The organism is Solitalea lacus (assembly GCF_022014595.1).
GTDB classification, from domain to species: domain Bacteria; phylum Bacteroidota; class Bacteroidia; order Sphingobacteriales; family Sphingobacteriaceae; genus Solitalea; species Solitalea lacus.
On record NZ_CP091740.1, the window covers coordinates 3,850,752 to 3,872,939 of the forward strand.

The following is a 22,188-nucleotide window of genomic DNA, read 5'->3' on the forward strand; positions in this document are numbered from 1 at the left end:
CCTTCATTATACACATAACTTTCCTCTCTAAATGAAACTTCCCTTTTCATCATAGCAATATACCCATACCGAATGCAGAATGCATTCGATGAAATGAAAAATCACTTTAGATTACAGGAAACTTTGCAAGAATGGATCTTAACTTAGTTCTACCCAGAAAACGCACGCTCAGTTCCTTGTAAATCACTTTTGAATTTAGATACATTGCCCTTGCCTCCTTCTTTTATCGAGCCGTAATAGTTTAAAGCAGAGTATAGTCTTCACTACCCGGCCACCAGTATGGAGCCTTCCAGCTTTATATTCAGCTGAGCCATAGACATCAATAGCTCACGCAGGGTTTGCAGCGTATTGATATCCTTCTCAAACTCGTCGATATTTAAAGCGAGCAAACTCGGGATATTGTTTGGTATATTCAAATGCTTTGGTCACAAAAGCGAACGACTTATCCCTCATTTTGGGCTGTTAGCGGGCTTTCGCCAATTTTTAGCTCCAGCAAATGCGGAATTACCTGTAAGGTGTCTTTAATAGCTGTTAAATCAGCCGGATCGATGTTTAATGATCCGTTGTTTTCCATGTTATTTGTTTTAATGGTTTTTCGGGTTAATGTTGAACAAGAATTTGTTTGTTTACGGTATTCTTACCGTCTTTAATGATTAGATAATAAATATCGTTTGGTAAATCGGCAATGGTGATGGTTACGTTTTCTCCTTTTGATTTGGCTTTCTTTAGTTCCCGCATGTTTTTATCATAAAGCTTAATATCATAATCCATTGCAGTTTTAGTTGTATTGCTCGTCTCGGTATTAGATTGAAGTCCTACCTCCAGTATAACAGTAAAAGAGTTATCTGCAGGATTGGGAGCTATAGTAATTGACTCTGAGGTAGGCGATTGCATTGCATAAGCAATAAGACAATCTCCATCTGCCACAAACGTAAAATCACGTGAAGAAGATCCGCAAGCATTGGTGGTAGTTAACCTGTAAGTGGCCATTCCGTTTTGAGGCTTTACATACACCTCGTAATCTTTAGTAGTACCTGGTACCAAGCCAATACCGGTAGTAGCCGTACTTGGGTATTTGCTTACCAATTCCCAATTATAATTGGTAGCCACCTGGTCGTTTAGGGCTATCACACCACTATAGAAACCAGGAAACATATAACTTTTCAGGCAAAACTGGCTTTGATTTTCATCAATATAGGCCGAAAAGCCTTCTGTTGTATAGGTTCCCGATAATGTTAAAATTGTAGGAGCTCCTACAGTGATATTTTTTGAAAAAGTACCATTTCCACAATGACTATTTACAGAAACTGTAACAGTTGAGATAGTTGAATTGGGCACATTTTTTACGACCTGAATACTTGAAGTTCCTTGACCTGACACAATCTTTAACTCTGTACCAACGGTCCATATATATTGTACTGCTGTGCCTGCATTTGATGAAGCTGTTAATGTGACAGGTGTTGAATCTATGCAAGTAGCGGATGTGCTTATATTTACATCGTAAACTGAACCATTGGGTATTAGACCTGGTTTACCCTTGATTTCTGTTTCGAACCAACCGGCATTATTCGAAGTTATTGAAACGTGAGGCTCATTTATAGGAGGAGCATATACCCGGTCAAATGGAGAAAGCCCTTCGCATGCAAGGTTAATATTTTTAAAGTTATAAGAAAGATTGAAACTTGGCAGTCTTATATCTGCAGCACTCACTGAAGGCATAAAAGTAGCATTTACATTATGCCGATACTCCTTCTTTCTCATCCAGCCAAAAGCGATGGCAGCCCAAAACCTAACTTTACCGTCATACTCGCTAAATGTATCTTCAAAATAACCGCCAGGAGCTGCATCATAACTATTATTATTTGCGGCAGGTTGCGTATATAATATTTTAACTTTAGGCTGACCTATAACTTTTCTTAATAACCACCCATCAGTTAACATATTTAACGATTCACATCTATTTGTTTTTGCAGAAGCATAACAATTCCAATTCAACTTCTTATTGGAGGATATTAGCTTATTCATACTAAAATGTACCATTTCCCCGCATGGAGCAAGGAGAGTATTTGAAAGAGCGTCGTTACTTCCATTGATAATTGCAATTTTTCTACATATAGTTGGATATTCCCCAACTGCAGTTAAATTAGATTTAAAAATGTTTCTAAAATTATCTGGAGCCGGCGTTTCTGAATTTGCAATAGAGTGATGTACCAACATTTGTCGAGCGGCATTGGTTCTGTGTAAACCATTTTTTGCATTTGAAAAAATATCTCCTATTAATCCTTTCTGCAAAAAATAATCTACCATTTGCTGTAATCCAATTGGCACATTAGCGCCTTGTTGTGGCCCGTCAAAAGAAATGTACAAACGGGTGTGATGTCCTATATTGTTTTTCTCACAATAGGCTAATGCATACTGTGCCACTAACGACCCATAACTTGGTCCAATTACGACAAAATCATCCTGTAAAGTATTTTGATATTGAGAATATAACGTTTGGAGCAATTGAACCACAGCTAATGCATTTTTCTCAATTAAATCTCCACCATCTTCATAGTCATAGATAATAATATCATAACCATCGTTTCGAAGCTTATCACCTAAAAACAATTCTGTACCGTTGGGAAATCTTACTTTTTTGTTAATATATTCATCCCATATTCTCTGATGTGTTCTTTCATTCTCTTTCTTTTTTTTTCTTTGGATCAAATCCATCTAAAAATATAATCGGTTTAGTTATTCTTTTAGGGGTGCAATTTGCAGCAGCATAATAAATATATGCTGTGCCGGTAGCCTGCGTGGTTGCTGCGCCTCCATATTGGCTGGCATTAAATGGCAAACCAGTTATATTTATTTTATCATAGCCATTACAAGGGGTTATATTAGGGCGACCTGTACGTATATTTATTCCTGCTATTGCTTTTAACACTGACCCTCCAACTAAATTTATGTTCATCTTGATGATTTTCGAACCGGTTGTAGCATAGTTTATCTGTACACTGCTATTAAGGGCAAGTGAGCGATAACCGGCTCCATCATCAAAGTCGATACTCACATTATTGATATTTAAGGATTGATTGGTAAGAAAAAACCTTGAATCAAGCGTAAATGTATGTATTCCTATTTCCCATTCCGCCTCTGCCTCTCCTAAAGGACTGGCTATTAATGTTATATTACTGTTATAAGGAGATACTGTACGGTTTGCAACATCATACAATTGACCGTTTTGAATATAAAACAAGTTATTAATGACTGAATTAGTATCAATACTGTTATAATTATAATACAGTATACCAATGGGGTGAGTAGTTGAAGGATATAAACTTAATAAATCGGCATCTAATTGTTCAGGTGTTTTCCAGCCTGAAGTATTATAAGCTGAAGAATACAATTCATAATAGGCCTGATGGAAATGGTCTATATCCGAAGTATCTGAACCAAGAACACCTGTAAATCTTTCAAGACCTGCTAAATTAAATACTCGGTCATATAATATTCCTGTAGGAACTTTGCTTTTATCTATGGGTAAAAGTATGTTGGCTGTTTCCTGTAAATAAGTGCTTTCACTTACATCGGAAAAAGGACTGATTTGACCATATGTATAAGAATAACTGCAAAAAAAATAAAACACAGCGATCAATACCGAAACATTCGGTAAACGTTTAAATAAATTCATAAGTTTAGTAGATTAAGGTAGCGTGGTAGGAGATCGATTAGTATTAATTATTAATAAGGTTTGTACTTCACATCAAAATAACCCTCCGTTACATTAGCTGTAATATTTCCATCAACCATTTTTGCTTTAAATGAAAATACGCCTGATATTTTTTGGTGTACAGTATCCAATTTATAAATAGAAACAGTGCCAATATTTACATTGTCTGTTTTATATTCATTGTCACCAATTTTTATAGACCCTACATTATTAGAAGGGGATAATGTCAGTGGATAATCTTTAGCAGTAGTTAAATCTGAAATAAAAAAACCTACAATTTTTATATTGCTTGGAGAATTATAACCATCAATATAGAATATTCTTCTCCCGGAATAAATATAGCTGTGGGCCTCAACAGGATTAAATTTAAAATCGTCAGAAAACGGATTCCACTTTTGTCCATTTACCTTACATCCAAATTCTTTTTCACGAGTTCCATCAAAATCCTTACATGCGTAAAAAAAAATGATAAGTACTACTAGCCATACAATTTTATTAAAGTTGTTTTTCATAAAGACGAATGTTTTTATTAAGATTAAATAGGGAATAATAGATGTTTTTTAATCAAACAATATGAATATAATTCATATATGAATCAAGACTTTATCAAAGAAAATTAATTTAGATATTGATGAGACACAAATAAATACTGTGAAAACAAAAGCATAAGAAGTTTTTATTTTTATATTTACCCTGCGAATTTGGGTTATTTTTAAACCGCAAAATCATCTACATCTAACACATTAATTACCTACAGACAACAATTGCCAATAAATTGTTACCTGAAAACAATATATCTACACAATATCAGTTTAATATTTTGAGAAATCTTTCTTTATGAAAACATATCGAATTTGGGCCGTAATAATCCTTATTTCATTGATCGGTCAATTAGTCTTTGCCGTTTCGCCTAGGCAAAGTCGTAAAAATGTGATAATCATGTCACCACCCAAGCGTGATCGTTTTTATATTTCAGACTCGCTTTATGTTAAAATCACCGGTGAACGACTCAATAAAAAACAAGCTCAGCAACTCTCTGACGAACTCAAAAAACAGAAAGGAGTACTAAATGTTAACCTTAACTATGAATTAGCTACTGCCAGCATTCTTTTTGACGCAAAAACCATCAGCTCGGGCAGGTTAACAGATGTGATCAACTCATTTCAGAGCGCAAAAGGCGGAGCAAAATTCAGAGCAATAATCATTAACGATTCAAGCAACTAATAATAAGGTACTTAAAAAACAAATTGAATCATATAGCATTGGCTATATTCGAAATTAAAAATGTTTCTTACTTTTACCCCTCATTTTAAACTATTGTGAGGCTGGTTTAAAGCGCTTTCCTATCGTGTATTCCATAAATAGAATTGGCTCACATTAAAAAGACTTAAACAATTGATGAAACCAACTTTTGATTTCGAAAAGCCGATCACCATTTTAATGGAAGAGTTAGAAAAGGTGAAAATGGCTCAGGAAAAAACCAAGGTAGACTTTTCGGCAACTATTCGTGAAATTGAAGCTAAAATTGATCAAACACAACAAGACGTGTATAAAAAATTAACCGGCTGGCAAAAAGTACAGATGTCGCGTCATCCAGAGCGTCCACAAACGCTTGACTACATTGCGATGATGTGTGAAGACTTTATCGAACTTCATGGCGACCGTACCGTTAAAGATGACAAAGCCATCGTTGGTGGATTTGCTACTATTGATGGCAAACCGGTAATGATTATTGGTCATCAGAAAGGGAAAAACACTAAAGAGCGTCAATTCCGAAACTTTGGTATGGCTAACCCTGAGGGTTACCGCAAGGCTTTACGCTTAATGAGATTAGCTGAAAAGTTCAATGTACCGGTGGTTACCTTAATTGATACAATGGGAGCTTACCCGGGCTTGGAAGCTGAAGAGCGTGGACAAGGTGAAGCCATTGCTCGCAACCTTCTGGAAATGTCGGTACTGAAAGTTCCGGTTCTGTGCTTTATTGTTGGTGAAGGAGCTTCTGGTGGTGCGTTAGGAATTGGTATTGGCGATAAGGTGTACATGCTTGAATATTCGTGGTATTCGGTTATCTCTCCAGAGTCTTGTTCATCTATTTTATGGAGAAGCTGGGATCATAAAGAAAAAGCTGCTGATGCACTTAAACTTACTGCCGAAGACATGTTTAAAAACAAACTGATCGATGGTATTGTAAAAGAACCGTTGGGTGGTGCGCAAAATGATCCTGCACAAATGGCTGAAACATTGAAGCAACGAATTTTAACTGATCTCAACGAATTAGGCAAAAAGAAAATTGAGACAGTAATATCAGAACGTATCAACAAATTCTCTTCAATGGGAGTTGTAAACGAGCACTAAAATCAAAGTAAAATAATATAAGCAACAATGCCTTCTGAATTAATTCGGAAGGCATTGTTGTTTTTAAGCCTATTGAGGGATTTTAAGTACCTGACCCGGATGTATTAAGTCCGGATTAGATATTTGATCCCTATTGGCTTCAAAAATATCCTTCCAGCTTATTCCACTATATTTAGCAGCTATTTTACTTAGGCTATCGCCCGCTTGTACAGTATAAGTGGTACTTGCGCCGACTGCAACTCCAATATTTAGCACCATATCAGCTGATCGCATTTCAGGGTCCAACTTCTCGTAAACAGCCCAAATCTGCTGTTTAACAGCATCAGCCGGAGCAGTGCCGGTTAAGTATAAAACATTGTTTTGTTCTTGCACCGATAGATCGTTCACTCCATTAGCGCGGGCAAAATCTATCACTTCCCGATATTTATCTTGTAAGGCCATAATGGTAGTGTTATTTATTTAACGATTTTAAGTTGATTGATTACTTTTTTAGGCTTGGCCTCATTGGCAGCTTGCATAACTTTCATCAAATCATCCTTTTTCACTTCTCCCGTTAATGTAACCTCACCGTTCATAATGGCCAAAGTAACTCCAGAAATCCCTTTCTGCTTTAATGCTTCTTCAATGGTAGTTCTTAATACTGCATCAGGGTTTATTTCAACAGGAGGAGCTACAATCTTCACGGAAGTATTGTTCACTACCGACTTTACCCCCTTTACAGATTTAACAGAAGCCTCAATGGCGCTTCGGCTGGCTTCATCTCCCAGTTCCCCGGAAATGGTAACTACACCTTTCTCTACGGTTGCGCTAACTCCTGGGCCGTAAGAAGCAATTTGCTTATCAACTTCTGTAGAAATTTCGGAATCTTTTGGGCCACATGAATACATTATTGTGGCCATCATCACCAGTAAAAGTACTGATGACAACCAATTCATTTTTTTTGAGAGCATACGTTTTTAGATTTAAGTTATTTCAATCTAGCAAGAATTTCAGACATTTTCCACTCTAACCCACTATTTATCATTTTAAAATATAAACTAATAATAATCAAACACTTACCAACAGTTAAATTCAATATTTTTTGCCATTTTTCTTACTTTTTTTGAAACTCAATTAAATGAAAGGCGTATAAAGCTGTATCCAGATTCTGACGGTCAGGATCTGATTATTAAACAATTACGACTCTTTCAATGAAAAAAATTTACCACACACTCCTGCTTTTGATTGGCCTTACTGTTGCCGTAGCATGCAAAAAAGATGAAACTGTAAAATTGATTGACACAACGAAGCTTACCACCTATTTATGGAAAGGTGAAGAACTTCCGGTTGTTAACAGCAGTTATTTCATTAAATACGATGTTTCGTATGATTTTTCGGTGGATGCCAGTGGCCGCCAGATTTGCAGAAAATCAGTTACTCAGGGATTAACCAAGTATGATTATTATGGAACATGGATACTTGAAGATAACAAAGTAAAAATTACCGAATCATCCTCTATTCCTGATAATAAGATTTTCAGCGAAGTAATCAACATTATTGAATTAAACGATCATCAGTTTGTATTTAAGCGAGAAGCTAGCCAAAGCAACAGCAATACAAACGAGAAAGTTTACAAAGCTACTAGTAAATAGGTTAGTTATATGAAGAAGGGAAACCGGGTTCGAAAGAACTCGGTTTTTTTGTTTATATCTGGCCAACCCCAGACTGCACTTGAAAATCAAATAAGGAAGGCGGAAATGGGTGGTTATTCCAAATTAAAGTTTACTAATTCGTAGTTGACGTTTCGTCCTCCTTCAACTGTTTGTTGCAATACACCTTTTTCTACTAGATCTTTTATATCCCGTAAAGCGGTATCATTAGAGGTTTTGGTGATTTTGGCCCATTTTGAAGTTTGTAGTTTTCCCTCAAAACCTTCAAAGAGTTTATTAAGCATTAAGCGTTGGCGTTCATTGAAGGGTGTATGTTCATGTAGTTTCCAAAACTCAACTTTGCGCAATATTTTTTGTACGGTGTGCTCTGTGGCTAAAATTGCATTTTTGAGGCAGTGCAAGAACCATTCTAACCATTCAGTTATATCGCCTGAACTGTGCTGCACTTTTTGTAATACTTCATAATAACGTTTACGTTCAGCCAACATTTGACTCGACATACTGTAATAACGTTCTCCACTTCCTTCTGCTCCGGAAAGAAGCATATCGGTTAAAGCTCTTCCTATTCTACCGTTTCCGTCATCAAAAGGATGAATAATGACAAACCAAAAGTGTGCGATAGCAGCTTTCAACACTAAGTCAAGGCTGTTTTCGTTGTTAAACCAATCCAAAAACTTGTCCATTTCCGTCTTTACTAACTCGGGCTTTACGGCTTCGTAATGTACTTTTTCTTTGCCCATTGCACCTGAAACCACTTGCATTTCGCCCGTTCTGTATTGCCCCACTTCAATCTTGTAAGGTCCGCTATATCCTGTAGGGAAAAGTGCTGCGTGCCAACCAAACAATCGTTTTTCAGTTAATGGCATATTGTAATGCTGGGTAGCATCGAGCATCATTTCCACTATTCCTTCTATATGGCGACTGCTTGGAACAAGTCCTGCTGTGTTGATGCCCAAACGCCTTGCAATAGACGAACGCACCTGATTATAATTCAGCATTTCCCCCTCTATTTCCGATGATTTTACTACATCTAATGTTAAGGCAGTAAGTGTAGCTTCTTCTTTGGCAGAAAAACCTAAGGTGTTCATTTGCCCAATTATTTTGCCCTGCATCAGGCGGACATTTCCAAAAACGGCATTTATGACTTTGTCTTGCCAGGTAAAAGCTGTCCAGTTTTTATACTCGTAGATGTATTTTGCCATTGCCATAACTATTCTGCGGTAAACATATGAATTATTCACCGCAAATTTGCGGTGAATAATTCATTTTTTCACCGCAAGAAAAAATTATTGAGGATCATTGAGATCTGAAGTTGAAAAAATTAACACCTCAGTATTGACAGGATATCTTTGTTTTTAGTTGCTTTACAGGCTTCTGAACTATCCAACAGTTTCACTTTCCTTTATTACTTCATCAACTTACATGACATCAAAAAAAAGAGTCGACCTTTGATTAAAAAGAGTCGACTCTAGAATCTATACAGCAAACAAGATTACTGGTTGTGCTCTATAAAAACCATCTGGTTACTTACCGTTTAAATTTGGTTGGTTTAACTGATTAATGATTCATTTGCCTAACTAATCCGTTTGCACCGGCAGGACTATCCTACCGCTCATTTTGGGGCATACCCGTGGCGGCAAGGATGTAGTCCGGTATGGGAAATACATACCGCTTATCATTTGGCGGCAAGGTGTAGGCTAGGCCATCCATCGTACGCTTTAGTGTTATGGCAAAACGGGCCTCTTGATTCAACCTGCGCAAATCCATCCAGCGCAGTCCCCGGAAGAGCAATTGCTTTCTTCGTTCCGCTAGCACCAGCTCCACTACGTTGTCTGGATCGGTTGCTGTAAGGGGAACGAAGGTGCCTTTCTTGTACCGATTCACCAACAGCGTATTCAAATCAGTGACGGCTTCATGGGCTTTTCCCTTTCGGGCATAGCATTCGGCACGGATCAACAGCTGTTCATCGGTAGCAAGGCCTGTAAACAAACTCAAGGAGCCTGAGTACATGCCTTTAAATGCTACCGAGCCATCGCTGTTAACTATGAAGAAAGCCGTTCGTCGGATATCATTCGCCGCATAGGATTTATACAAAAGGGAATCCACCTTCCCTCTTGCCCGCTCCCAGCTTCCGTAGCGGCCACAGGTAGCCTGTAAAATCACTTCTGCATTTAACTTAGGAACAGGAAAGGTAGCGGCCCGATTAATCGAGTTATAATCCAACAGCACCCCATGCAGTTTCAGGGATTCATCTGCGTACTGCAGGGCCTTATCGTAATCACCCATCACGAGGGCCACTCGGGCTAAGAGTGCATAGGCGGCCACTTTTGAGGGCCTGTAGGGCGTGCGGAATTGGGCAGGCAGGAGTCGAAGTGCCTCCTGTAAGTCGGTAAGAATCTGCGCATAGGTTTGCTCCAGGGTAGCCCGGACCGATCGTTCATTCAGGTCTGAATTTAAGCGCAGCGGAATCCCCAAATCCGTTGGGGCAGTAGGGCCATACGGGCCTGCAAAGAGCTGAGCCAGGTGAAAAAAAGCGGTGGCCCGGTAAAACAAGGCCATGCCTTTAACCTGATTGTACGCTTCCTGCGTGGAATTGCTCACCGCTACCGCCTGAAGGCCATCCAACACCACATTGGTATAGAAAACCTTTTCATAGAAACTATTCCATTCGGCCACCACCGGTGCGCCGTCCCAGACCTGGCCCTGCCAAAGAAAGGCATTCTTTTCAGGTACCCCATTGAGGGCATGGAAGTCGGCTGCATGGAGGTAATAATCACCACTGGCCACTTCTGCGATGCCGGAATAATGAACGCCAAAGACCAGCACATTATCCAAAAGGGCCTGAAAATCCGACAAGGTGGTGGGTACGACCTGGCTTTTATCCGGTTTCTTGTCAATAATTTCTTTGGTGCAGCTGCACAGCAAGAGGCTGATCAGCACCATTATTTTTACTGTATGTTTCATGATTCGTTGCTTAGCTATTTTCATTAAAAGGTTGCATTGATACCGATCGCGATCGTTCGGGCAGCCGGCAAGAGGGGACTTTCCGGATCGGTTCCCTTCTGGTTCGCCGTCCATAACAAGCCCAGGTTATTGGCGTACAGGTACAGCCGGAGCTGTTGCAGGGGTAAAACCGTCCAGTTCTTTTTACTCAGCTCGCAGGAGAGCGTCAAATCCTGCAGGCGAATATGATCGGCCTTGGCCACCAAGGATTGCGCTCCGCCATAAAAAGCGTCCCGGTTGGGGTTGGCTGGGTAGACCAGAGAGGGAACGTTGGTGATTCGCTCATCGCCCGGTTTCTGCCAGCGCTGGGCGTAATCCTTATTGCCGTTCCAGGTGCTGAACAGGGTGCTGTAGTTCACCGAAGGCTGGTGAAAGTAATACCCCAGGCGAAAAGCCAGCCCAGCCGACAGGGAGATATTCTTCCAGGAAAAGGTATTGCGGATACTGCCGAAAAAAGGCGGCCGTGCCGGGCCGTGGTAGATCAACTGCTTGGGCGCAACGCTCAATAAGGCCGCATAGTCTTTACTCACCGTGCCATCGGGCAGATACCCTTGCGGGTCACCCGTTGCAGGGTCCAACCCTGCCCAGCGGTAAGCTAAGATATTGAAGTGTTCCCCTAAAGATTTTTTACCAATCGATCCTATCTAAAGTATGAGCATAACTATCTCAACTAGATATGGTTTTCATGCACTCTTAATACACCTATCCATGCTTCATACCATCCTACCGGTATCGCGCTTTCATTCTGCAATCTGTTCCCTACTTTCCAGAAGCTTAGCAAATGAAAGACTGAAAAAAGATTACTGCAATTGACATTTAAGACTTTTTGTAATAAAATATAGAAGTTAATATACGGATCAATCCCAAAACCTGTGGAGCAACCCTTTCTTAAGCAAATAATTTAGTAAGCCTGAAAAGGAAAAAAGGTACATCCTTTACACCCCTGAATTGACTCCGGAAGGCTTTAATTTTAGCATTGAACGATTCGGCCGAAGCGTTGGTGCTGCGGTTGTCAAAGTAGTTCAGGATCCGTTCGTAATGGAGCTGTATGGTTTTGGACAGGGTATTAAACGTTTTAAAGCCGGCCTTTTCTACCTGGTCCTACCATTGGGCCAAGCGTGTTAAGGCCAGGGATTTAGATGAGGAGTGGTTGTAAATCCAGGAGAGCTTTTGAGCCAATGCATAAGCCTGTCCCAGATCTGGATATAGCTCAAAGAGGAGACTTGCCCGTTTTTCTTGTTCCTGGCTCCAGTTCACCTGGGCTTTATACAGCAGGTGGCGGCTGCGGGCCAGCAATTGCTTGAGCGTATCCCCGTTGGCATAGATCTTCGGATGATATTCTGCTTGGGTTTTTCGGGCCTTTTCCAAGGCCTTGTTTTCCGCCTCTATGGCCTTCCAGCGATGCTGGATGCGAATTTCCTGCAAGGCCTCTCCCCCCAGTTGTTGCACATGAAAACGATCGATCACCTGTTTGGCATAGGGAAAACAATGTTTGACAATAAGGTTCATGCTTCCTGCCAGGTCCATGGTTACTTCTTTTACTTCGTTCCGTAACCGTTTGGGAAGCCGCTTGAGCAGGGGAATAATCCCATCGGACTGTGTGCCCTTGACGATGGCCACAACGGTCCCTTTTTTGCCCCTGGCGTCTTTATTTGTAATGATGGTATAGAGTTCCCCTAAGGACAACGAAGTTTCGTCAATGGAAAGATAAGGTCCCATGTTTTGGGGAAACAAAAGTCCTTTTTCGATATCGTTGCCCGCTTTCCAGGAGTTAAAATTACTTAAGCGGTTCCGGTAGCTGCGATGAAGTTTCTTGCCATTCACGCCATAGAAACCGGCGATGGTTTGCAGGCTATGCGCCTGTGTATCGGCTGAATGCTTTTAAAAAAGCCGCAAAACCCTTGGTAATGCGGGTGCCTTGGGCCACTAAATCCCAATTGCGGTAAACGACTTTGCCGGTATCCTCGTTCATCCAGCGGCGGCGGGTAATGTGGAGGTACACCTGAAAACCACGAATGGGAAAATCCTGCAGGGTGATGGGCTCAAAAAAGCCTTTGGAGTGCAATTTGTTTGCCGCATACTCTTCAGGGGTCTTGTTTACTTCCTTTAAATAGATATGGATAGCGGCGTCTTTTTTCTCCACCTCGGTTAATTCAAAATATTCCTCAATGGATTCAGGAAGGATCAGTGGGATCAGGGCTTTATAGGACTCGTGCATGGTGTTTTTAGGATGCACAAAAATGAACTTTTATTCCCTACTCCACAACTTTTGTACTTGATCCTTTACTTCCTTTAAATAGATATGGATAGCGGCGTCTTTTTTCTCCACCTCGGTTAATTCAAAATATTCCTCAATGGATTCAGGAAGGATCAGTGGGATCAGGGCTTTATAGGACTCGTGCATGGTGTTTTTAGGATGCACAAAAATGAACTTTTATTCCCTACTCCACAACTTTTGTACTTGATCCTAATATACCATCAAGGCTAGATTCAGGAAAACCTACGATTTGGCTAAACAAAAAATCCCGACCAGTAAACTGATCGGGATTTTTTGCTCCTGAGGCTGGGCTCGAACCAGCGACCCTCTGATTAACAGTCAGATGCTCTAACCAGCTGAGCTACTCAGGAGTTTGTGAGAAGTGGGAGTCGTCCCTTTTTACATTACAAAACTACTTTTTGTAATGGCTCCTGAGGCTGGGCTCGAACCAGCGACCCTCTGATTAACAGTCAGATGCTCTAACCGGCTGAGCTACTCAGGAGTGTGAGTATTTTTAAAATCCCAATAAGTATCGGGACCGGTAATTTCTATCTTTTCATTAAGGCCAAAACTAACATTTTCAACCTTATTTCCCCTTATTTTCAGATGGCGTTCCATCGATTTGGGAGTGCAATATTCGGGATTTAGAATTAATTATGCAATATTTGCAGTGAAAAATTTTAAAAAAAATTAAATGAGTTTATTGGCCGTTGGAACCGTGGCTTTTGATGCCATTGAAACCCCTTTTGGAAAAACAGACAGAATTGTCGGAGGAGCAGCAACTTACGTTTGTTTAGCCGCTTCGTATTTTACCAAAAATGCAAATTTAGTTGCCGTTGTTGGTGATGATTTTCCACAGGAAGAAATTGCAGATTTAAATCATCATGGTATTAACACCGATGGATTGCAAATAAAAAAAGGTGAAAAATCTTTTTTTTGGGCAGGCCGCTATCATAACGATATGAATAGTCGTGATACATTGGTAACCGACTTAAATGTATTAGCCGACTTTGATCCTATCATCCCGGCAAATTACCAGGATTGCCAATTCCTAATGCTTGGCAACCTTACTCCTAAAATTCAACAAACAGTTATCAACCGCCTGAATAATCGCCCTAAACTAATTGTAATGGATACCATGAACTTTTGGATGGACATTGCTATGGATGATTTGAAAGAAACCTTAAAGATGGTTGACGTTTTAACGATTAACGACGCAGAAGCACGTCAATTATCCGGAGAGTATTCTTTGGTTAAGGCAGCAAAGAAAATTCAGGAGATGGGCCCTAAATACCTTGTAATAAAAAAAGGTGAGCATGGAGCCTTATTATTTGGCGAAGGTCAGATTTTCTCGGCCCCTGCCCTCCCGTTAGAGGATGTATTTGACCCGACAGGAGCTGGAGACACCTTTGCAGGAGGATTCATTGGTTACCTTGCCGGCCAGAATGAAATAAACTTTAGCAAAATGAAAAAAGCGATTATTTACGGTTCGGCAATGGCTTCGTTTTGCGTTGAGAAATTCGGAACTGAACGTATTAAAAATTTATCGCAAGAGGAGATTGATGCACGAGTTGCAGAGTTTTCAAAACTAGTCCAGTTCTAAAACAATTAAACTACCGGCAAACTAACTAATTTCCGGTAGTTTAACTAAAACTTAATATGTAATAACTGGTTACTAAATATTACCTTTGGACGCTAAATTATTTAAAACTTAATGGAATATATTTTCAACGGCTTTATTGCAATCTTATCACTTTGCGTTACTGCTGCCATTTTATGGTACGGAATTCGTTTTTTAAAAGCTCAAACAGAACTTACCGAACTTAAGATGGATAAAATCAAAAAGGAAATTGAATTATTGGAGGCTCAGAAAAGAACTCATAACTCATAACAACTTACCAATAACCTTAAATTTCTCAAAAACTTTTTCACTGTGCGGGGCATCCTTTAACTCTTCAGTTAAATCCTGCCCTGCCCAGTGTTCGTAATGCTTCCCCCCTCTCCACAATCTGCTTTCCGTAACATCATAAATTAAGCCTTTAAAGGCTATCCAAATTTGTGGTTTATCTTGTCCGTTGCGCAAGGCCAGTTGCCCACGCGTATACGTCTGTATTTCGTCCATTGTCCAAAAATAAGATACTTTATCACTCATTCACCCCTTCTCAGAACTGTGGGCAACCAACATATCCTTAACCAACTTATTATCACCACAGTAAGGCAAAATTCACTAACTTAAGTATCTCTAATCTTACGCGCTATGAATAAAAAAACTTCAGGCAAACCTGCCGAAAACTTGGATAACAACTCACAAGAACTAAATTCCACTGTGAAACTTAATCAACTTAAAAGCAAAGCCTCTGAAATTGCAGATGACGTTAAAGAAGAAGAGAAAAACTGGAGGCTGAAGAAATTCTTAATGTTGATTTGGACAAAAAAGCAGAAGAGACAAAGGAAGCCGCCAAGAACTTATGGGGAAAAGTAAAAGATTTCTTCGACAACGATGAAACCAAAGAAAATGACGGCAATAAATCTGAGAATGAGAATCCCGCTTAAAATTACAGGGGCAGCGCCTACTACCCCTGTAATTAACTTAACCTTAACACAAAACCAATATTTGCTACTGTCTGAGGCAATTAATCTTCATAAACAACTTTCCCCGTTCTTCCTGCTGCATAATCTTTCAACTGACTTTTCAACAATTTACGAGCTACGTGAATACGGGTTTTAACTGTACCAATTGGAATATTTAGCTCTTCAGCTATTTCGTGGTATTTATAACCTTCAAAATACATTGTAAATGGAGTATAGTATTCTCCCGAAAGATTGGAGAGCGCCTTATTTACATCTTCCAATACAAATTTCCCCTCGGCACTATTGCTGGCTGCACTGTATAATAAATTGGCGGGCAAAATATCATCCGACTGAGTTACTATGTTATTTACTTTCACTAACCTACGATAATTATTAATAAACGTATTTTTCATGATAGTATATAACCAACCCTTTAGGTTTGTCCCCTCTTTAAATTTATTATAGTAAGTAATGGCCTTTAGCAATGTATCTTGAACAAGGTCATTGGCATCGTCTGAATCCTTGGTAAAGTGTAAAGCGTATAACTTTAACGAAGAAGACTGGCGAAGCACTAACGTGTTAAATTCGATGCGAGTCATGCTGTTTAACCTTTCATATATTAAGTTAAACAAAATTACGAAAGACCCAAATAAAAACAAAAAATCTGTTTAATATTTTAGTTACATAGCTAAACAAAATGTCTAAACATCAAAATAAAGGTTACAAACACGTTTTCAACTTAGAAATGAATGGAAAAACGACAACAGATCAAAGTTCCTGACCATTTACCTTAACAATATGGAAAGCTTAATTACTATGCTCGAAGTAATAAAGCAGCCACCTGCCTAGGGTTCAGGATCTTTCTCAATGGCGTAATGAATACGAAAAAGAGCAAGCTGAGGTACTAATAAATATTATAGGCAATGTTATTAAGGACAGGCTTCAGGTGATACCGCCAAACAACTTACTGATCGTATCGGCAAGATTCTGCAAGACCGGAAAAGTCTTTCAATCAATCGTTTAGACACCTCTATAGGTCGCTCAAAACAATTGGAAACAGCTATTCCCGCCTCCAGATTGTGCAGATTCAAAACAGGCTATTAATGATGTTGAAGAACTACCGGTTATGCGAAAAGTGAATGAAACAGTAGTTCAACGAAATTATCTTCAAATAAAGCAAGGTGTTCAGGATTTGATTCAAGCTGAGATGGAACGGTTGATTCCAGTATTGGCTCATTTAGTGGTTAAAAAAGGAAATTTTATAGGATGCCAGCTTTTACTATGAGTTTATATTGTTTCTAAAGATAGTACTATCAGTCCCTACTTGTTGAATTATTTAAACTAAACACTTCGATCTGTTTAAAATTTTACTTAAATTAGTACCATGAGTACCGATAAAGTATCCAAAATAAACCAACTAATGCAATCTCAACCTTATGGAACTATTTTGCTCAGTTCTTGGCTTAGTGAGCAAGGCTATAGTCTTGACTTGCAAAAACGGTACAAAAAAAGTCGCTGGCTGGAATCCATAGGTACTGGTGCCATGAAAAGAACCGGAGACCGAGTGCAGATCGAAGGAGCTATATATGCGTTACAAAAACAACTTAATATGTCAGTCCATATCGGAGGAAAGTCGGCCTTAGCAATGCTAGGAAAATCGCATTATCTCGAATTCGATAAAAAAGAAGTTACATTGTTTGGACCGGTAAAGGAAAAAGTTCCTAAATGGTTCTCAGATTATCTTTGGGATCAAAAGATTAAATACCATCAATCGAACTTTTTACCCCAAGACCTCAATATGGTAGATTTTCAAGTCGGAGCCTTCAATATTAGCATCTCAGGACCAATACGTGCATTGATGGAATGTCTCTATCTGGCCCCGAAAGAACAAAGTCTGGTTGAATGCTACGAGCTAATAGAAAGTTTGAATAACCTTCCTCCAATTGCTGTTCAGACAATCCTGGAACGATGCAACTCAGTCAAAGTAAAAAGGTTATTTCTGTTCATGGCTGAAAAGGCTGAACATTCTTGGTTTAAGTATATCAAATATGATAAGATAAACTTAGGCAAGGGTAAGCGAAGCATCGTGCCCGATGGAATATACATACCGAAATATGAAATAACTGTACCTAAAGAATTGGTGAATAATGAATCAAGAATATAAGAATCAGGTAAGACTCCTACTAAATGTGCTACCAGAGGTAGCAAAAGAAAAATGCTTTGCTCTACATGGTGGCACTGCAATCAATTTATTTATCAGAGATATGCCTAGGCTGTCGGTAGATATTGATCTGACATACTTACCCATAGAAGACAGGCAAACAACGATCAATAACATTGCGCAAGCCTTAACTCGAATAAAGGAAAGTATCGAAAAAAAGATACCAGGACTATCAGCGACCTTAAAAATGGATATTGGGAAGCTGCTTATTACTGCAAAGGAAGCATCCATAAAGCTGGAAGTAAACCTCGTAGGAAGGGGCGTTATTGCGGAACCTGCGACAATGATGTTATGCGAAAGTGCCCAAAGAGACTACGAGGTTTTTTGTGAAATCCAAGTTGTTCCATTGAGTCAACTTTACGGAGGAAAAATTTGCGCGGCCCTTGACAGGCAGCATCCCAGAGATTTATTTGATGTTAAGCATTTGCTAGAAAACGAAGGTTTTAACGAAGAGATAAAAAAGGGGTTCTTATACTGTCTGCTGGGAAGCGAACGACCAATAAACGAAATACTGAACCCAAATCTGCAAGATCAAAAGCTTGCTTTGGAAAACCAATTTGATGGGATGACTCTGGAATCGTTTGACTATGAAGAATATGAACAAGTACGAACAAAGCTTATTGATCTGATACGAAATAGCTTGACTGAGGAGGACAAGGAATTCTTATTACGGTTTAAGAATCTTTCACCTATATGGGACAAATATAATTATGCAGATTTTCCTTCTGTACGATGGAAGCTTCATAATCTTGAAAAGTTGAAAGAAAGGAATTCAGAAAAACATAATCAATTATACTTATTACTAAAAGAGCTTTTCAAAAAAAAGCTTTATTCAAATTGAGATAGTTGATAACATGGCTACCCCCAGTAAACGCCATGGGAAGATATTTTGTATGCTCGCCTCGCTTTAAGGAGCCAATTTGGCTCCTTAAAAAGCTATGCTCCTCTGGCAAAACCCGCTGTGCCATGCTATCACAACAGCTTTGGCACTATCCAGGTGAGCGGCCTTATTTATTTAAGATGCTGTTTTGTTATTTAGCTTTGGGTAAGTTTTAGATGCGTTTTTTTTGTGAGTTGACACAAAAAGCCTGCCGGTAAAACTTACAAGCCAGATTTATTATATCAGGTGACTTTAACTACAAGCAAAAGCCCAAGCTGGTTTAGCCTGGGCATAAGAATCGATTATAATCGACTTTAAAAAATATTCACTTCGCGCTCAAGCGAGACGCCAAATTTTTCATTTACTGATTGGATAATCACTTCTGAAAAGTCATAAATCTCTCTTCCGGTAGCCTCGCCATGATTAACCAATACCAGCGCCTGATTTTTCCATGTTCCGGTATTGCCAATTACTTTACCTTTCCAACCGCATTGTTCAATTAACCAACCGGCAGCAAGTTTTATTTTTCCATTTCCAGCCGGATAATTCACCACTTCTCCGTTTTTGCTTTTCACCGCTTCAAATACCTCTTCAGACACAATTGGGTTTTTAAAGAAACTTCCGGCATTTCCAATAGTAGAAGGATCGGGCAATTTTGACACACGAATATGAGACACAACCTGACTAATATCTTTAATAGTAGGATTATCTATACCACGATTTTTCAATTCGGCTTCAATGGCCCCGTATGATGTATTTAAACTCGGCTTTAATGACAACTTCAAGGTAACAGAGGTGACGATATAACGACCTTTTAATTTGGATTTAAACACACTCTCCCGGTACCCAAACTCACATTCTTCTTTATTGAAAGTTTTAATAGTAAATGTTTCCGTATCAAAAGCATTCAATTCATAAAAAGCGTCTTTCAGTTCAACTCCGTAAGCTCCTATATTTTGGATTGGAGAGGCTCCTACTGACCCGGGAATAAGACTTAAATTTTCAATACCGGCGTAATTATTATTTACACAGTAGTTCACCAAATCATTCCAAACCTCACCTGCACCTGCCTGAACATATACATTGTCTCCATCAATACGAGTAGTTATGCCCTTAATACCCATTTTAATCACCAACCCATTAAAATCATGGGTAAAAAGCATATTGCTACCTCCTCCTAAAAACAACAAAGATTGGTTCACAACCTCCTTATTTTTGAATAGATCAGCTAACTGATCAGCATGCAAAATTTCTACAAAGTTGAGGGCGTTCACTTCAACCCCAAAAGTATTTAAACGTTTAAGAGATTTATTATGATGAATAACCATGAATACGGTGCTTGGATTTTTATTTTCTTGCGAAGGTAAAGCTTAGATTTTGAAAAGAAAATAGTTCACAGACCATAGTTAGCACCAATACATTCAGCACTAAGCTATATCCATGAACTATTTCTTATCAATCCGCCAACGGATTAAATATGCAGTGCTCTGTTTGCAGTTGCTGCAAGAGCTGCTTCTTTAAATGATTCAGTGAATGTTGGGTGAGCATGGCAAATACGACCGATATCTTCAGCAGAAGCACGGAATTCCATTGCCACAACCGCCTCAGCAATCATATCTGCAGCACGAGGACCAATCATATGAACACCTAAAATTTCATCAGTTTGCGCATCAGCCAACACTTTAATTAAACCATCGGTATCCATGCTTGCACGTGCACGGCCACTGGCTTTGAATGGGAATGAACCCGATTTATATTTCACTCCAGCCTCTTTCAGTTCTTCTTCAGTTTTACCAACTGAAGCAACTTCAGGCCAGGTATATACTACGCCAGGAATCAGATTGTAGTTCATATGTGGTTTTTGTCCGGCAATTAATTCAGCAACATATACGCCCTCTTCTTCTGCTTTATGCGCCAACATGGCACCACGCACCACATCACCAATTGCAAAAACACCAGGAACAATGGTTTCCAGATGATCATTTACTGAAATCTTTTTACCACGCTCTTCAACAGCAATTCCAATATTCTCTAAACCTAAACCTTCTGTATAAGCAGTACGACCAACTGCAACCAGGCAGTAATCTCCCTTAACTTCTACAGGCTCACCTTTTGCATTTTCAGCAGTAACAGTTACTTCTTTACCTTTTGCAGCCACTCCGGTAACTTTGTGACTCAATAAAAACTCAAATCCTAAGCCTTTTAATGATCGTTGTAATTGTTTACCCAATTCTTTATCCATAGTTGGGATAATAGAATTCATGTATTCAACCACAGTAACCTTTGCTCCTAAGCGGGCATAAACCGATCCAAGCTCTAATCCAATAACACCGCCACCAATTAAAATCAGGTGCTTAGGAACTTCTTTAAGATTTAAAGCTTCAGTTGAAGTAATAACTCTCTTTTTATCAATTTGGATAAAAGGTAAGGTAGCAGGCTTTGAACCAGTAGCAATAATAGTTTTGTCGGTTTCAATCAATTGCTCTGTACCATCAGCTTTAGTAACCTTAATTGTATTCTTATTAACAAATGAACCATGACCGTTATAAGTGTCAATTTTGTTCTTTTTCATCAAAAATGTAATCCCGTCAGTAGTTTGTTTCACTACCTCGTTCTTACGATTGATCATTTGCTCAATATTTACTTTAAGATTACTCAACTCAATACCATGTGTTTTAAAGGTATGAGACGCATTATGATAATGCTCCGATGAGTCTAACAAAGCTTTTGAAGGGATACATCCCACATTTAAACAAGTACCGCCAAAAGTGTTGTAACGCTCAACCATTGCTGTTTTTAAACCCAATTGAGCGCAACGGATTGCCGCAACATATCCACCCGGTCCGGAACCGATTACTACGACGTCGTATTTCATTTTTATTATTGCTTAAAGATTTAGAGTATTTATAGGATAAATTTTTCGGCCGTAAAAGTATGGAATTGATATTTAGGATAAAACTGGATTTTTGAATACTTAAGAAAAACAAGCTCCTTGTTCAACAAATAAACAATTGATTAGTTTGATTTTACCCTCAAAAAACTTATATTCACGTAACTGGTATCAATTAATAAACCTTTTTTCTATAACCAATCATGGGAAAGGTAAGAAACATACTACAGCTCAAAGGGAATGCGGTTTATACTATTAGCCCTGATGTAACGGTTTACGAAGCACTTGAAGTTTTGGTAGATAAAAACATCGGCGCCTTGGTTGTTGTAACTCAAGAGGATAAACTTGCGGGCATTTTTACCGAACGAGATTACGCCCGTAAAGTGATTCTAAAAGGTCGCTCATCAAAGGAAACACTCATCGGCGAAATTATGACCGAATCTCCTATTCATGTTGCTTCTGATGACACTATCGAACAATGCATGAAATTGATGACCAACAAATTCATTAGGCATTTACTTGTGGTGGACAACGGGCAGCTAGCGGGATTAGTGTCAATTGGCGATGTTGTTAAGTACATTATTGATGAACAAAGGTACATTATAGAAAATCTTGAACACTATATCACCGGGCAAAAATAATCTGAA

The 22,188-nt window shown here is 39.1% G+C and carries 24 protein-coding genes, 2 tRNA genes and 1 pseudogene; 9 read left to right on the plus strand and 18 right to left on the minus strand.

Annotated features, from left to right (window positions below; all coding sequences use genetic code 11):
• Window positions 1–442 precede the first annotated feature (442 nt).
• From L2B55_RS18945 to L2B55_RS16600, 4 genes are read right to left on the minus strand one after another with little or no spacing between them, the layout of a single operon-like run.
• Window positions 443–574 carry a hypothetical protein gene (locus L2B55_RS18945; RefSeq protein ID WP_255696498.1) on the minus strand — a complete coding sequence of 44 codons (132 nt, stop codon included), beginning with the start codon at window positions 572–574 and terminating at the stop codon, window positions 443–445.
• Window positions 575–600: 26 nt separating this feature from the next.
• Entirely contained in the window at window positions 601–2,715 is a 2,115-nt protein-coding gene (locus L2B55_RS16590) for a T9SS type A sorting domain-containing protein (RefSeq protein WP_237847303.1), read from the minus strand.
• Window positions 2,678–3,676 (minus strand): hypothetical protein, encoded by a 999-nt coding sequence (locus L2B55_RS16595; protein ID WP_237847304.1) that lies wholly within the window; start codon window positions 3,674–3,676, stop codon window positions 2,678–2,680. The genes L2B55_RS16590 and L2B55_RS16595 overlap by 38 nt, the downstream gene beginning before the upstream one ends.
• A 50-nt stretch (window positions 3,677–3,726) precedes the next feature.
• Window positions 3,727–4,227, minus strand: a complete 501-nt coding sequence (locus L2B55_RS16600) for a Riean_0653 family protein (protein WP_237847305.1) — start codon at window positions 4,225–4,227, stop codon at window positions 3,727–3,729.
• Between the two features lie 325 nt (window positions 4,228–4,552).
• On the opposite strand from L2B55_RS16600, the gene L2B55_RS16605 reads away from it, so the two are divergent.
• Both L2B55_RS16605 and L2B55_RS16610 read left to right on the plus strand, forming a co-directional pair.
• Entirely contained in the window at window positions 4,553–4,939 is a 387-nt protein-coding gene (locus L2B55_RS16605) for a hypothetical protein (protein WP_237847306.1), read from the plus strand.
• 174 nt (window positions 4,940–5,113) lie between these two features.
• Window positions 5,114–6,070 (plus strand): acetyl-CoA carboxylase carboxyltransferase subunit alpha, encoded by a 957-nt coding sequence (locus L2B55_RS16610; protein ID WP_237847308.1) that lies wholly within the window; start codon window positions 5,114–5,116, stop codon window positions 6,068–6,070.
• A gap of 69 nt (window positions 6,071–6,139) precedes the next feature.
• Here L2B55_RS16610 and L2B55_RS16615 read toward each other — a convergent pair whose 3' ends face one another.
• Together L2B55_RS16615 and L2B55_RS16620 are read right to left on the minus strand one after the other, a co-directional pair.
• Window positions 6,140–6,511, minus strand: coding sequence for a LysM peptidoglycan-binding domain-containing protein (locus L2B55_RS16615; protein ID WP_237847309.1), 372 nt, complete (start codon window positions 6,509–6,511; stop codon window positions 6,140–6,142).
• 14 nt (window positions 6,512–6,525) lie between these two features.
• Window positions 6,526–7,020 carry a BON domain-containing protein gene (locus L2B55_RS16620; RefSeq protein WP_237847310.1) on the minus strand — a complete coding sequence of 165 codons (495 nt, stop codon included), beginning with the start codon at window positions 7,018–7,020 and terminating at the stop codon, window positions 6,526–6,528.
• Window positions 7,021–7,260: 240 nt separating this feature from the next.
• On the opposite strand from L2B55_RS16620, the gene L2B55_RS16625 reads away from it, so the two are divergent.
• Window positions 7,261–7,701 (plus strand): hypothetical protein, encoded by a 441-nt coding sequence (locus L2B55_RS16625; protein WP_237847311.1) that lies wholly within the window; start codon window positions 7,261–7,263, stop codon window positions 7,699–7,701.
• 113 nt (window positions 7,702–7,814) lie between these two features.
• Here the strand turns inward: L2B55_RS16625 and L2B55_RS16630 are convergent, their stop codons facing one another.
• From L2B55_RS16630 to L2B55_RS16665, 8 genes and pseudogenes are all read right to left on the minus strand, one after another.
• On the minus strand, window positions 7,815–8,927 hold the full coding sequence (locus L2B55_RS16630; protein WP_237847312.1) for a Fic family protein: 1,113 nt from the start codon (window positions 8,925–8,927) through the stop codon (window positions 7,815–7,817).
• A 397-nt stretch (window positions 8,928–9,324) separates the two neighbouring features.
• The gene (locus tag L2B55_RS16635) at window positions 9,325–10,683 is read right to left on the minus strand and encodes a RagB/SusD family nutrient uptake outer membrane protein (protein ID WP_237847313.1); all 1,359 of its coding nucleotides are present in this window, start codon (window positions 10,681–10,683) and stop codon (window positions 9,325–9,327) included.
• A 23-nt stretch (window positions 10,684–10,706) separates the two neighbouring features.
• Window positions 10,707–11,300, minus strand: a complete 594-nt coding sequence (locus L2B55_RS16640; protein WP_237847314.1) for a hypothetical protein — start codon at window positions 11,298–11,300, stop codon at window positions 10,707–10,709.
• Between the two features lie 310 nt (window positions 11,301–11,610).
• Window positions 11,611–12,546, minus strand: a pseudogene (locus tag L2B55_RS16645) (ISAon1 family transposase).
• A 28-nt stretch (window positions 12,547–12,574) separates the two neighbouring features.
• A complete protein-coding gene (locus L2B55_RS16650; RefSeq protein ID WP_237847315.1) occupies window positions 12,575–12,940 on the minus strand; it encodes an ISAon1 family transposase N-terminal region protein in 366 nt (121 codons plus the stop codon).
• A gap of 30 nt (window positions 12,941–12,970) precedes the next feature.
• Complete coding sequence (locus L2B55_RS16655) at window positions 12,971–13,126, minus strand: hypothetical protein (protein WP_237847316.1); 156 nt, start codon at window positions 13,124–13,126, stop codon at window positions 12,971–12,973.
• A gap of 150 nt (window positions 13,127–13,276) precedes the next feature.
• Window positions 13,277–13,350, minus strand: a tRNA-Asn gene (locus tag L2B55_RS16660).
• A gap of 54 nt (window positions 13,351–13,404) precedes the next feature.
• Window positions 13,405–13,481 (minus strand) — tRNA-Asn (locus L2B55_RS16665).
• A gap of 192 nt (window positions 13,482–13,673) precedes the next feature.
• Between L2B55_RS16665 and L2B55_RS16670 the strand changes: the two genes are divergently transcribed.
• Window positions 13,674–14,582, plus strand: a complete 909-nt coding sequence (locus L2B55_RS16670; protein WP_237847317.1) for a PfkB family carbohydrate kinase — start codon at window positions 13,674–13,676, stop codon at window positions 14,580–14,582.
• 111 nt (window positions 14,583–14,693) lie between these two features.
• Window positions 14,694–14,870, plus strand: coding sequence for a hypothetical protein (locus L2B55_RS16675; protein ID WP_237847318.1), 177 nt, complete (start codon window positions 14,694–14,696; stop codon window positions 14,868–14,870).
• Here L2B55_RS16675 and L2B55_RS16680 read toward each other — a convergent pair.
• Window positions 14,865–15,101, minus strand: coding sequence for a cytochrome b5 domain-containing protein (locus tag L2B55_RS16680; protein WP_237847319.1), 237 nt, complete (start codon window positions 15,099–15,101; stop codon window positions 14,865–14,867). The genes L2B55_RS16675 and L2B55_RS16680 overlap by 6 nt on opposite strands.
• 135 nt (window positions 15,102–15,236) lie before the next feature.
• On the opposite strand from L2B55_RS16680, the gene L2B55_RS16685 reads away from it, so the two are divergent.
• Complete coding sequence (locus tag L2B55_RS16685; protein WP_237847320.1) at window positions 15,237–15,461, plus strand: hypothetical protein; 225 nt, start codon at window positions 15,237–15,239, stop codon at window positions 15,459–15,461.
• Between the two features lie 151 nt (window positions 15,462–15,612).
• On the opposite strand, the gene L2B55_RS16690 is transcribed toward L2B55_RS16685, so the two are convergent.
• Complete coding sequence (locus tag L2B55_RS16690; RefSeq protein WP_237847321.1) at window positions 15,613–16,149, minus strand: sigma-70 family RNA polymerase sigma factor; 537 nt, start codon at window positions 16,147–16,149, stop codon at window positions 15,613–15,615.
• 785 nt (window positions 16,150–16,934) lie between these two features.
• On the opposite strand from L2B55_RS16690, the gene L2B55_RS16695 reads away from it, so the two are divergent.
• Window positions 16,935–17,714 (plus strand): type IV toxin-antitoxin system AbiEi family antitoxin, encoded by a 780-nt coding sequence (locus L2B55_RS16695; RefSeq protein ID WP_237847322.1) that lies wholly within the window; start codon window positions 16,935–16,937, stop codon window positions 17,712–17,714.
• Complete coding sequence (locus L2B55_RS16700) at window positions 17,698–18,612, plus strand: nucleotidyl transferase AbiEii/AbiGii toxin family protein (protein ID WP_237847324.1); 915 nt, start codon at window positions 17,698–17,700, stop codon at window positions 18,610–18,612. The genes L2B55_RS16695 and L2B55_RS16700 overlap by 17 nt, the downstream gene beginning before the upstream one ends.
• A gap of 353 nt (window positions 18,613–18,965) precedes the next feature.
• Here L2B55_RS16700 and murB read toward each other — a convergent pair whose 3' ends face one another.
• Window positions 18,966–19,979 carry a UDP-N-acetylmuramate dehydrogenase gene (gene murB, locus L2B55_RS16705; protein ID WP_237847325.1) on the minus strand — a complete coding sequence of 338 codons (1,014 nt, stop codon included), beginning with the start codon at window positions 19,977–19,979 and terminating at the stop codon, window positions 18,966–18,968.
• Window positions 19,980–20,122: 143 nt separating this feature from the next.
• The gene (lpdA, locus tag L2B55_RS16710) at window positions 20,123–21,526 is read right to left on the minus strand and encodes a dihydrolipoyl dehydrogenase (RefSeq protein WP_237847326.1); all 1,404 of its coding nucleotides are present in this window, start codon (window positions 21,524–21,526) and stop codon (window positions 20,123–20,125) included.
• A 218-nt stretch (window positions 21,527–21,744) separates the two neighbouring features.
• Here lpdA and L2B55_RS16715 point away from each other — a divergent pair, with 218 nt between their 5' ends.
• Complete coding sequence (locus L2B55_RS16715) at window positions 21,745–22,182, plus strand: CBS domain-containing protein (protein WP_237847327.1); 438 nt, start codon at window positions 21,745–21,747, stop codon at window positions 22,180–22,182.
• Window positions 22,183–22,188 lie beyond the last annotated feature (6 nt).